The organism is Mycobacterium sp. E2699, assembly GCF_001666745.1.
Classification (GTDB): Bacteria; Actinomycetota; Actinomycetes; order Mycobacteriales; family Mycobacteriaceae; genus Mycobacterium.
In genome coordinates this window covers 17,678-30,043 of the sequence record NZ_LZJH01000041.1, presented here as the reverse complement: position 1 = coordinate 30,043, position 12,366 = coordinate 17,678, and the positions used below count along the sequence as shown (strand labels likewise).

The following is a 12,366-nucleotide window of genomic DNA, read 5'->3' as shown; positions in this document are numbered from 1 at the left end:
GGCGACATCGACATCCTGATCACCGACAAGACCGGCACGCTGACGGAGGGCCGCATCCGCCTGGTCGGCGCGGTCGATCCGGCCGGTGCGCCGGCCGAGCCGGTCCGGCGGCTCGGGTTGCTGGCCACCGACGTCGACCCGGAATCCGGTGTGGTGAGCGCCAATCCGCTCGACGCCGCGCTGTGGGACTCCCCGCAGCCACAGCAACTGGTGGGCGGCGCGGTGCGCCGCGTCGCGCTGCTGCCGTTCGACCACGAGCGGCGCGCGACGTCGGTGTTGGTCGACGACGACGGCAACCGCCTCCTCGTCGTCAAGGGCGCCCCCGAACAGGTCCTGGACCGGTGCGACGGGACGCCGGCGGCCGCGGATGCGACCCTGGCGGACTTGTTCGCCGCCGGACGGCGGGTGGTCGCCGTCGCCACCCGCCCGGCCGCCGAGCTGACGGAGCTCACCGCCGACGACGAACACGACCTCACGCTGGCCGGCTTTCTGGTCTTCGCCGACGAACCCAAACCCGCGGCGCGCCAGTCGCTGGCACAGCTGGCCGAACTGGGCATCGAGCTCAAGATCGCCACCGGCGACAATCCGCGGGTCGCCGAAAAGGTCTGCAATGACCTGGGTTTGGCGTCCAAGGGCACTCTCACCGGCGCCGAGCTGGAACCCCTCGACGACGACGGGTTCGTCGACGCCGCGCAAAACCACACCATCTTCGCGCGCATCTCCCCCGAGCAGAAGGCGCGGCTGATCACCGCGCTGCGCCGCAACGGGCGATCGGTCGGCTTCCTCGGCGACGGCGTCAACGACGCGTTGGCCCTGCACGCCGCGGACGTGGGGATCTCCGTAGACAGCGCCACCGACGTCGCCAAGGACGCGGCCGACGTGGTGCTGCTGGAAAAGGACCTGGGCGTGCTGGCCACCGGCGTCGCCGAGGGCCGCCGGATCTTCGCCAACACGATCAAGTACGTGCTGATGGGCACGTCGAGCAACTTCGGCAACATGTTCAGCGCGGCCGCCGCCTCGGCGCTGCTGCCGTTCCTGCCGATGCTGCCCAGCCAGATCCTGCTGGGCAACCTGCTCTACGATGCCTCGCAGTTGGCGATCCCCACCGACCGCGTCGATGAGGAGCAACGCGATGCGCCGGCGCACTGGAACGTCGCCTTCATCCGCAGGTTCATGCTGACGTTCGGGCCCATCAACTCGCTGTTCGACTTCTTGACCTTCGGATTCATGCTCGGCATCCTGCACGCCGGCGAGGTGGCGTTTCACACCGGGTGGTTCCTGGAAAACCTTCTCACCCAGACGTTTATCGTTTTCGCGATCCGCACCCGCAGGGTGCCGTTCCTGCGCAGCCGGCCCGGCACACTGCTGACGGTGACGCTGATGTCGGTGGACGTGGTCGGCTTCGCCCTCACCGTGACGCCGTTGGGCCGCAAATTGGGATTCACCCCGCTGCCGTGGCAGTTCTATGCCGCGCTGGCCGTCTTCATCGTTGCGTACCTGGTGCTCGTCGAGGTGACCAAGAAGCTCTTCTACAGCGAGCCGATGCGCGTGTTCGGCCAGCCGTACCGCACCCGCGGCCACGGCCACGTGATCGAGCGACGCGCCGCCCGTTTCGTCCATTCCGGCGCGAAACCGCGTCAGGCGAAAATCAACGTCAGGTAATGGGAACACAGTGATCACGCGAGCATTGCGGCTTGCTGCGGCGGGCACCCGGATGGCGGTCACTGCTACCGCCGTCGTGACGGGCAGCGCTGCGGGCACCGCCCTGTTGGGCGGCGGCGTCGTCGCCGGCGTGGGCCGGTCGCTGGCCCGCGCCACGCCGGACGTTCCGGCGCTGACCCGCGCGGCCGCGGGCGCGGCGATCGAGGCGATGGGCGGCCCGCCGGCGCGGCGCACGAGCAGCAACGGCGCGCGGCGCTGGATCGAGGTGCGCGGTCTCGACGGCGGACACGCCCCGGTGATCGCCGCCGATGTCCTGGCGGCCGTCCGTGCGACGCCGGGTGTCAGCCAGGCGTTCCTGAATCACATCCTGGCGCGGCTGGTGGTCACCGTCGACGCCGGCGGACCTTCGGCGGCGGACCTGTGCCGCATCGTCGCCGACGCCGAAGCACGCGACCGAGCGCGCGCGCCGCGCGAGCATCCGACCAGCCTGCCCGGCGACGACGCGCTACTGATGGGCCGGATGGTGGCGGCCGCGGCGGCCACTGTGGGCCTTGGGCTTTCACTGACCGGCAGCCTGCTGCGGCTGCCCCGCCTCCCCGACCTGGTGGCCGTGCCGCCGACGGTGGCCGACCACCTGCCGCGGCTGCGGCGGGAGTTCGACCGGCGCCTGGGGCCGGAGGGCGCCGACCTGTTGTTCGGTGTCGTCAACGCCGCCACCGCGGCGCTGACCCTCTCACCCACGGCAGCGGCGGCGGAGGCCGCCACCCGCACGATGCTGGCGGCCGAGGCGTGGAACGGGCGGCTGATGTGGTTTCGGCACGAACCCGAGCTGGCCGGCCTGCCGGCGCCACACGATGCGGCGGCGAAGCCTGTCACCGGCACGCCCGCGCCGGACGGGCCCGCGGAACGCTATGCCAACCGCATCGGCCTGGCGGGCATCGGTGCCGCCGCCGCGGTGGGCCTGTTGTCACGCAATCCCGACACCGCCGGTGCCGCCGCGCTGGCCGCCGTCCCGAAGCCGTTGCGCACCGTGCGGGAGGCCTTCGGCGCCACGATGAGTCGCGGCCTGAGCGTCGGTCACGACGCGCTGGTGCTGCACCCCCGCGTCTTGCGGACGCTCGACCGGATCGATGCGATCATGATCGATCCGCGCGCGCTGTACACCGATGATTTGATGGTCAGCCGCGTTCTTGGAGTGGATAATTCGGCACGCTCCCAGGCCTGGGAAGCGGTGCGGGCCGCACTCGACAGCGACGGCCTGGGGCCGGGCTGGCACCAGTTGGCCGAGATCCCCGGAGCCGGCGGCGCCGGTGAGGCACTGGTCAGCCCGGTTCGCGATCCGTTAGCGGCGGCGGTGCTCACCGAGGCGCGGCGGTCGCGGCCACGGGTCTACTCCCTCGATGACGACGGATTGCGTTCTCTGGCACAAGGTTTCGACCAACTCTATCCCGCAGATGGCTCCATCGACCACGCGGTAGCGGCGGCGGTCGCGGAACTGAAGGCCGGCGGCGCCACCGTGGCGCTGTTGACCACGTCGGGGATGCGGGCCTCGCACCGGTCCGACGTCACCATCGGCCTGCTCCGGGACGGGCATTCGCCGCCCTGGGCCGCCGACGTGATCGCCAAAGACCTGGCCGGCGCCTGGCGGGTGTTGCACGCGCTGCCCGCCGCGCGCGCCGCGACCGAGAACGCCGTCCGGTTGTCGGCATCGGCGTCGACGATCGGTGCACTGATGCTGATTCCCGGTGTGCCCGGGCGCAGCTCGGCGTCGGTCAATGTCGGCATGGTCGCCAGCCTGTGGTTCGGATACCGTTCAGCCGCAAAGGTTCTCGGGGATCCGCTGCCCGAACCCGAAACCAGCCACGAGTGGCACGCGTTGCCGGTTGCCGAGGTGCAGCGGTTGTTGCCCCGCCCTTCCGACGAACACCACGAGGAGACAGCCGCCCGGTGGCAGCGGCTGCCGCCGGTTCGCGTGCTGCACGACACGAGCGTGGCGTCGTGGGGACTCGTTCGCGATTTCGCCGACGAGATGCGCGGCGATCTGGCGGACCCCATCACCCCGCTGCTGGCCACCGGCGCGGTGGCCAGCGCGTTGCTGGGATCGGCGCTGGATGCGGTCCTGGTGGGCAGCGTCCTGCTGGTCAACGCCGCGTTGTCGGCCGAACAGCAGCTGCACGCCGAACGCACGCTGAATCGCCTGCTGGCCGTGCAGGATCCGCCCGCCCGTCGGCGCGTGGGCCCCCTCGATGCACACCGCCGCGAGAAGGTGCCGACCAAGCGGCTGCGGCCCGGCGACATCATCGAGGTCCACGCCGACGAGGTCGTCCCCGCGGACGCCCGATTGCTGCACGCCCTGAATGTGGAGGTCGACGAGTCGACGCTGACCGGTGAATCGCTGCCGGTGGCGAAGCAGACCGAACCCACGCCGGGCGCCCCGCTGGCCGAACGGACCTGCATGCTCTACGCCGGCACCACGGTGGTTGCGGGCACGGCGGTGGCCGTGGTCACCGCCGTCGGCTCGCGATCGGAGATGCGCCGCGCGCTGGCGATGGCGCCGAGGAAACTCCAGGAGATCGGCCTGCAGCGGCAGCTGCGGCACATCACCCGTCGGGCCTTGCCGTTCAGCGTGGCCAGCGGAAGCCTGGTGGGACTGCTCAGCGTGTCGCGCGGCACCCCGTTGCGCGAAGCGGTGTCCAGTGCGGTCACGCTGATCGTCGCGGCCATCCCGGAGGGCCTGCCGCTCGTGGCGACGCTGGCTCAGCTGGCCGCCGCGCGCCGGCTCACCGAGCAATCGGTGCTGATCCGTAATCCCCATTCGATCGAGGCGTTGGCCCGGCTGAACGTCGTGTGCTTCGACAAAACCGGAACGCTGAGCGAAAATCGGCTGAAGGTCAAGACCGTTCATCCGATGGCGGGATTCACCCCCGGCGAGGTCCTGGATGCGGCGCTGAGCACCAGCTATGCCAGGCACACCCACCGCGTCGACCACGCCACCGACGACGCGATCCACCGGGCCGCGGGCGATCCGGAAATTCGCGGAGACGGCTCGCGCCCGCAGCGGCTGACCCGCGACGCGTTCCTGCCGTTCCAGTCCGGTCGCCCGTTCGCGGCCGCGCTCGTGGGCACCCGGCTGACCATCAAGGGATCCCCCGAGGCGCTCTCGTCGGCGTTGCGGCACGACGACGAACCGCTGGCGGAACAGATCGACGAGATGGCGGCCAACGGGCTCAGGGTGCTGGCGGTCGCCGAACGCCAACTCGGTCCGGCCGAGGCCGCGGCCGCGGCAGCGGATCCCAGCTATCTCGAGAGCCTGTGCACCTCGGGGCTCACCCCGATGGGTCTGCTCGGCTTGGCCGATACCCCCCGGCCCGCGGCCCGGGCGCTGCTCAAGGAACTCGCCGAGCGGGACATCGGCGTACGGCTGATCACCGGCGACCACCCGGCGACCGCGGCCGTGATCGCCCGGGAGTTGGGTATCGAAGTCACCGCCGAGCAGGTGATCACCGGCAGCGATTGGGAGGCCCTGTCCGCGGGCCAGCGGGCCGTGGCGGTCGGGTCGCGGCTGGTCTTCGCGCGGATGACGCCGGAACACAAGATCGACGTGGTCCAAACGCTGGAGCGAGCCGGCCTGGTGACGGCGATGGTGGGCGACGGCGTCAACGATGCCGCCGCGATCCGGGCCGCCACCGTGGGCATCGGGGTGGCGGCCCGTGGCAGCGATGCTGCCCGCACCGCGGCCGACGTGGTGCTGCTCGACGAGCGGATCGAGGCGCTGCTCGACGCCCTCGACGAGGGCCACCAGCTGTGGCGACGAGTGCAGTCGGCGGTGTCGATGCTGCTGGGCGGCAACCTCGGCGAGGTGTGCTTCGCGCTCATCACCACCGTCCTGACGGGGCACTCGGTGCTCAACACCCGCCAGATGCTGCTGATCAACATGCTCACCGACGCGCTGCCCGCCGCCGCGCTGGCCGTGAGCCCGCAGACCAGCACCGCCGCGGTCGACCGCGACGAGGCGGCGATGTGGCGCGCGATCGGGATTCGTGGTGCGGCCACCACGGTCGGCGCCACGCTGGGCTGGTCGATGGCCAGCGTGACCGGTACCCCGCGCCGCGCGGCGACGGTCGCGCTGATCGCATTGGTCGGCGCGCAACTCTCCCAGACTCTTGTCGACTCGCGCGCCCCGCTGGTCGTGGTTACGACGGTCGGCTCCCTTGGCGCGCTCGCGGTGGTCGTGAGCACCCCGGGGCTGAGCCAGGTGTTCGGCTGCACGCCCGTGGGCCCGCTCGCCTGGAGCCAGGGCTTGCTGGCCGCCGGGGTGGCGAGTTCGGCGTCGGCAGTTGCTCCCGACCTGCTCCTCCGCGTGTCGGAGATCGCGCAGCGACGGATCGACGACTGGACGCTCAAGTCGCGGGAAGGCCGGGATGGCCGTACGGTTGCTACCGAGTCAGCGTCCAAGTGAGTGTTAGGTGGATGGGATGGAGCGCGAAAATCGGTTGCAGCTCAAGCCTTATCGGGCTGCATCGGAGCACATCGACGGGGCCTGGTGGCCGCGGTCCAGGCACTTGGCCGAGGAGTTGCCGGACTTGGTGGCGGCGGTGTCCGACCGGCTCGGTCAGGTCGTCATGATCGGGTACCGCCGCAATGGCTGGGACGAGACGCCTTCCCTATGTGAAATCGCCGGCCACACCGTCGAATTGCTGGGGTTCACGAGCGACGAGCCGGCCAGCGTCATCCTGATCGGCGCCGACGGCGGTCACCTCACCCTGCACGTCATCCGGCCGGACAGCAGCGAGCAGGCCGCCCGGCGAGCGCTGGACGAGGCGCGCGCAATTACCGAGGCCGGCGAGGCCCCGGCGGGCGTTCCCGCGGTGTCGAAGTCGGTTGCCGACGTCGCGGACAAGCTGGCCCGCCACGAGGGTCGCGATGACCCCGAGCGCACCGCCCAGATCCTGCGGTGGTGCGAGGAGGCCGCTCAGCAATTCGTCGACGCACCGGTGCAGGCCTTCGTTCCGATCCTCGTCGAACACATCGTTCGCAACCGCATGATGGAGTCCCGCACCGAGACCGCCGCCGCGAGCTAGCCGCCGGGGCCTGTTAACCGCGGGCCATGAGTTCCGTGATCGCCGCGACGTCGGCCGGGCCGGGCACGCCCCAGCCGGGCTCATAGCCGAGCAGCTCGTCGGCCCGCACCGTCTTCAGATCCACGTCGAGCAGCTCGATCGCCTCCAGCGGCACCAGGGCGGGGTGGACGTGCCCGCAGGCGCGGGCCAGGCAGACCAGCTCGAAGCGCAGGGTGGCCAGGTAGTTGGCGCACCGCACCGATTTCAGCGCCGGGTCCAGGCCGTGCTGCAGCCACGCCGACTGGGTCGCGACGCCGGAGGGGCAGCGGCCGGTGTGGCAGCGCTGCGCCTGGATGCAACCGATGGAGAACATGGCGGTCCGCGCGACGTTGATCATGTCGCAGCCGGCCGCCAGGGCCAGCAGGGCGTTCTCGGGGATGCCCAGCTTTCCCGAGCCGATGAACACCACGTCGTGGTGCAGGCCGGCCTCGGCGAAGGCGCGGTAGACGCGCGGGAACGCCCACTTGAAGGGCAGCGCCACGTGGTCGCTGAAGACCAGCGGGGCCGCGCCGGTGCCGCCCTCGCCGCCGTCGACGGTGACGAAGTCGACTCCCCGGCCGGTGCGGGCCATCCGGTCGGCCAGCTGCGGCCAGAACGCGTCCTCCCCGACGGCCGACTTGATCCCGACCGGCAGGCCGGTCTCGGCGGCGATGGTCTCCACCAGCTCGAGCAGCCCGTCGACGTCGCGGAACGCGGAGTGCCCGGCGGGGCTCTTGCAGTCCACCCCGGCCGGGACGCCGCGGATCGCGGCGATCTCGGGGGTGACCTTGGCGCCGGGCAGCATGCCGCCCAGGCCGGGCTTGGCGCCCTGGCTCAGCTTGATCTCGATGGCCCGGATGGACGGCGTGGCCGCCACCCGGTCGATCAGGCGGGGCAGGCTGAAGCCGCCGTCGTCGTCGCGGCAGCCGAAGTAGCCGGTGCCGATCTGCCAGACGAGGTCGCCGCCGTTGAGGTGGTACGGGGACACCCCGCCCTCGCCGGTGGTGTGCAGCGCGCCCGCCAGGGCCGCGCCCTTGTTCAGCGCGGTGACGGCCGCGCCGGACAGCGAGCCGAAGCTCATCGCCGAGACGTTGACCAGGGAGGAGGGCCGGAAGGCCCGGGCCCGGCCCCGCGCGCCGCCGAGCACCTTGGCCGCCGGCAGCGGCACGCCCGGGTCGGGGTGTGCGGGTTCGCCGTCCGGGGTGGGCACGGGGAACGCCGCGTGCTTGATGACCGGGTAGTTGTGCACCCGTTCCAGGTCGTTGTCGGTGCCGAACCCGAAGTACCGGTTCTCCAGCTTCGAGGACGTGTAGACCCAGCGCCGCTGGTCCCGGCTGAAAGGGCGCTCGGCGTCGTTGTCGGTGACGATGTACTGGCGCAGCTCCGGGCCGACGGCTTCGAGGATGAACCGCAGGTGCCCGATGACCGGGTAGTTGCGCAGGATGGTGTGGCGGCGTTGCAGCAGGTCCCAGCCCGTCAACCCGGCCAGGCCGCCGCCGACCAGCGCGGCCAGGCGCCGCTTCACGCGGGATCGGCGCCGTCGGCGCTGTAGGCGCCGAGCAGGTCGCGGGCCGAGACGATGCCGGCCAGCGCCCCGTCGCTCTTCACCAGGACGTGGCGGATGTAGTGGTCCATCATCCGGGCCGAGACCTGGTCGACGGTCGCCGCGGCGTCACACCACACCAGCTTGGTGCTGGCGATGTCGGCGGCCGGGACCGTGGCCGGATCGTCCCCGGCGGCCACCACGCGAACGATGTCGCGCTCGCTCACCAGCGCGGCGGGCAAGGCGTCGTCACCGACCACGACGGCCCCGGCGTCGACGGCCACCAGGGCCTTGGCGACGTCGGCGACGGTGGCGTCGGCGGGCACGCGGGCCACCGGCTCGCCGATGAGGGTGGAAATCGGAAGCGAACCCGCGGACGACGGGACAGGTAAGTCGGTCACGCCAGCAATGTTCACCGGAACTTGGTTGACCTTTCTAGTGACCTGAGTCCTCAATTCGAGTGGCACTGGTAACCGCAATCGCCGGCCCCAAGATGTGACCGTGAAGTGACACCCGGCCCTAGTCAACCCGTCGCTGCAGGTTCACGCTGGTCATGGCCTGTTTGCTCGAAGGGAATGGTGTGGGCGGCAAGGGATTTGCGGTCTTGGTGGCGCTGAGCGCCGGCGCGTTGGCAGCGGGCGGGATCGCCTGGCTGGCCGGGGCGCGCGACGTCGCCGACGCGTGCTGGATCGCGGGCACGGTGGTCGGCCTGGTTCCCGCGACGGTGTGGGTGCTGGCCGCGCTGCGCCACGGCCGGTTCGGGGTCGACCTCATCGCGGTGCTGTCGCTGGTCGGCACGCTGCTGGTCGGCGAATACCTCGCCGGCGCGCTGATCTCGGTGATGCTGGCCGGTGGCCGGGCGCTGGAGGCGGCCGCCGAGCGCCGCGCGTCGCACGACCTGCGGGCCCTGCTCGAACACGCCCCGCGGTTCGCCCGCCGCCGCGAGGGGTCGGCGGTGACCACAATCGACCTGGGCGAGGTGGCGATCGACGACCTGCTGGTCGTCGGCCCCGGCGAGGTGGTGCCCGTCGACGGGCGCATCGCGAGCGCGGCGGCGGTGCTCGACGAGTCGGTGCTGACCGGCGAGCCGCTACAGGTGGAGCGCGGGGTCGGCGAACCGGTGCGCAGCGGGGTGGTGAACGCGGGCGGCGCGTTCGAGATGCGCGCCACGGCCACGGCGGAGGACAGCACGTACGCGCAGATCGTGCGGCTGGCCGCCGAGGCCGGGGCGCAGACCGCGCCGGTGGTCCGGCTGGCCGACCGCTACGCCGCGTGGTTCCTGCCGCTGGCCCTCGCGGTGGCCGGCGGGGCGTGGCTGGCCAGCGGGTCGGCGGTGCGGGCGGTGGCGGTGCTGGTGGTGGCCACGCCGTGCCCGCTGCTGCTGGCGGCCCCGGTGGCGATCGTGTCGGGGCTGTCGCGCGCGTCGCGCCGGGGCGTGGTGGTCCGCGGCGGGGCCGCGCTCGAAAACCTGGGCCACGCAACGACTTTGGTGATGGACAAGACCGGCACCCTGACCATGGGGCGCCCGGTCGTCGTCGACGTCGCGGCCGCGCCGGGGCGCGACGCCATCGACATCCTGCGGCTGGCCGCTTCGGTCGATCAGCTGTCGCCGCACGTGCTCGCCGAGGCGATCGTCACCGAGGCGCTCGGCCGCGGCCTGCGGCTGTCGCTGGCCACCGACGTCGTCGAGGAACCCGGCCGGGGCGTCACCGGCACCGCCGGGGGGCAGCGGATCTACGTCGGCAAGCTCGCCGGCGATATGTCGACGGATTGGGCCCGCGCCGCGGTGAACCGGGCCCTGCTGGACACCGCCGCGATCGCCTGGGTCTGCGTCGACGGCCGACCGGCCGGCGCGGTGCTGCTGCGCGACCCCCTGCGCCGCCACGCGCCGCGGACGGTGCGCCGGTTGCGCGGCGCCGGGTTGCGGCGATTGGTCATGCTCACTGGCGACCGGGCCGAGCCCGCCCGCGAGGTCGCGGCCGTCCTGGGGCTCGACGACGTCTACGCCGAACAGAGCCCCGCCGACAAGGTCGCCGCCGTGCGCGCCGAACAAGGCCGCGCGGTCACCGTGATGGTCGGCGACGGCGTGAACGACGCCCCCGCGCTGGCCGCGGCAGGCGTCGGCGTGGCGATGGGCGCCCGCGGTGCCACCGCCTCCTCGGAGGCCGCCGACATCGTGCTGACCACCGACCGGCTGGAGCGGCTGGCGGACGCGATGGACATCGCCCGCTGGTCGCGGCACATCGCCGTGCAGAGCGCCGTCGTGGGCATGGGCCTGTCGCTGGCCGCGATGGCCGTCGCCGCCCTCGGGTGGCTGCCGCCGGCCGCCGGCGCGCTGCTGCAGGAGGGCATCGACGTGGCCGTGATCGTCAACGCGCTGCGGGCCCTGCGCGGCAACCCGTCCCTCGAGGTCGACCTGCCCGAGGAGACCGAGCGGATGCTGCGCCGCTTCGACGCCGAACACGACGAACTACGCGACGCCGTCGGGCTGCTGCGCGACGCCGCCGACCGGCTGGCCGCGGCGCCGGATGAGTCCGCGCTGCAGGCGATCACCCGCGCCCATGCCCTGCTCGTCGAGCGAATCCTGCCGCACGAACGCGCCGAGGAAAGCCAGCTCTATCCGGCACTGGCGAATCCGCTCGGCACCGGTGAGGCCACCGCCACCATGAGCCGCACGCACGCCGAGATACAACGGCTGTCGGACCGGATCGGCGCGCACCTGGAGCTGGCCCAGGCCTGCGGCTCCATCGGAGCGGACCAGGTCGACGACCTGCTCGCCTGCCTTTACGGGCTGTACGCGTTGCTGCGCCTGCACTTCGTGCAGGAGGAGGAGAACTACTTCACCCTCGCCCCGGACGAGCCCGCCGAGTCCGACGAACCCGGGGCGTCATCCCGCTGAGGGCGGCCGGGTCATGAAGGTGCCCTTGATCTCCAGCCCGATCTCGATGTCGTCGTATTTGCCCGCCTCGCGCTTCTTCTTGTCCCGCGGCGTCACCGGCGGCATCATCGGCGGCGGCATGAAGGGGAACCCGGATTCGCTTGCCGGCAGCGGGGACACCGCGGCGGCCAGTTGCACCGGCGTCTTCGCGGCGGCCAGCATGCCGACGACGGCCGGCGGCATCTTGAGCCCGCCCATCGAAACCCCCACGCCGAAAGCCCCCGCGGGCGCCGCCCCCGATGCGGCGGCCCGCACCGCGCCGGCCAGATCCGCCCCGGCCGCCGAGAGGGCCGACTCGCCCTCCGAGAGGCCTTGGCCGATGTCCCCGCTCACGCTTTGCAGCGACTGCGCCGAACTCAGCTGCGCCAGATAGCTGAGCAGGTTGATGGGAATCCCGCCCGCGATGAACTGGTTCCCCCAGGTCTGGGCCAGCCCGAACCATCCCTTCTGGGGATTGAAGCCGCCGGGGAAGCTGAGGATCGACGTCAGGAAGTCCCCGATCGCCGATTGCGCCGGGGTGGCGGCCGCGGCGGCGGGCGCGGCGCCGGCCTGCGCGGCCGCCGCGATCGGATTGACGATCACGGGGGGCGACGAGAACTGGGACAGCCGCGTGGCCTGCGCCGAGGTTGCCGCGTAGCGGTACATCGCCGCAGAGTTGTTCACCCACATGCCCTCGTACTGGGCGTCGGTCTCGGCGATGGCCACGGAGTTGGTGCCGAGCCAGTTGGTGGCGATCAGCTGGGCCAACCGAGTCCGGTTGGCGGTCACCTGGACCGGGAAAACCACTGTCCGGCAAGCCAATTCGAATGCCGCGGCTACGGTCTGGAGCGAGGACGAGACCTGCTCGCACTGCTGCGCGGTGGTGCGCAACCAGTACAGGAAGGGCTCGACGGCCTGCGTCATCGCCGTCGCGGACGGGCCCTGCCAGGTTTCGGTCACCGACGAGAGCACCGAGGCGTAGCCCGGCAGCGACTCCTCCAGCTCAGTGCCCAGCCGCTCCCACGCGGCCGACGCCTCGATCAGGGAACCGGCACCCGGTCCGGAGTGGATCAGCGCCGAGCTGATCTCTGGCGGCAACGTCCCGAAGTCCATGACGTGTCAACCCGCCAACTCTGTGGCAGTTT

Annotated in this window: 7 protein-coding genes; 4 read left to right on the top strand and 3 right to left on the bottom strand. The window is 71.9% G+C overall.

All coding sequences use genetic code 11. The features are described from left to right. From A5696_RS05630 to A5696_RS05620, 3 genes are all read left to right on the top strand, one after another. Positions 1-1,662, top strand: a 1,662-nt coding sequence (locus A5696_RS05630; RefSeq protein ID WP_156738263.1) for an HAD-IC family P-type ATPase, incomplete at its 5' end; no start/stop codon positions are given. 52 nt (positions 1,663-1,714) lie between these two features. Next, the gene (locus A5696_RS05625) at positions 1,715-6,121 is read left to right on the top strand and encodes a cation-translocating P-type ATPase (protein WP_082968928.1); all 4,407 of its coding nucleotides are present in this window, start codon (positions 1,715-1,717) and stop codon (positions 6,119-6,121) included. Between the two features lie 16 nt (positions 6,122-6,137). Then, on the top strand, positions 6,138-6,743 hold the full coding sequence (locus tag A5696_RS05620; RefSeq protein WP_067874700.1) for a DUF5994 family protein: 606 nt from the start codon (positions 6,138-6,140) through the stop codon (positions 6,741-6,743). 13 nt (positions 6,744-6,756) lie between these two features. Here the strand turns inward: A5696_RS05620 and A5696_RS05615 are convergent, their stop codons facing one another. Both A5696_RS05615 and A5696_RS05610 read right to left on the bottom strand, forming a co-directional pair. Next, entirely contained in the window at positions 6,757-8,286 is a 1,530-nt protein-coding gene (locus A5696_RS05615) for an FMN-binding glutamate synthase family protein (RefSeq protein WP_067874697.1), read from the bottom strand. Beyond that, positions 8,283-8,705 (bottom strand): cyclic nucleotide-binding/CBS domain-containing protein, encoded by a 423-nt coding sequence (locus A5696_RS05610; protein WP_067874694.1) that lies wholly within the window; start codon positions 8,703-8,705, stop codon positions 8,283-8,285. Before A5696_RS05610 ends, A5696_RS05615 begins: the two co-directional genes overlap by 4 nt. A gap of 152 nt (positions 8,706-8,857) precedes the next feature. Here A5696_RS05610 and A5696_RS05605 point away from each other — a divergent pair, with 152 nt between their 5' ends. Further along, positions 8,858-11,203, top strand: coding sequence for a heavy metal translocating P-type ATPase (locus A5696_RS05605; protein WP_067874691.1), 2,346 nt, complete (start codon positions 8,858-8,860; stop codon positions 11,201-11,203). Here the strand turns inward: A5696_RS05605 and A5696_RS05600 are convergent. Further along, positions 11,192-12,334, bottom strand: a complete 1,143-nt coding sequence (locus A5696_RS05600; protein WP_067874688.1) for a PPE family protein — start codon at positions 12,332-12,334, stop codon at positions 11,192-11,194. The genes A5696_RS05605 and A5696_RS05600 overlap by 12 nt on opposite strands. Between the last annotated feature and the right edge of the window lie 32 nt (positions 12,335-12,366).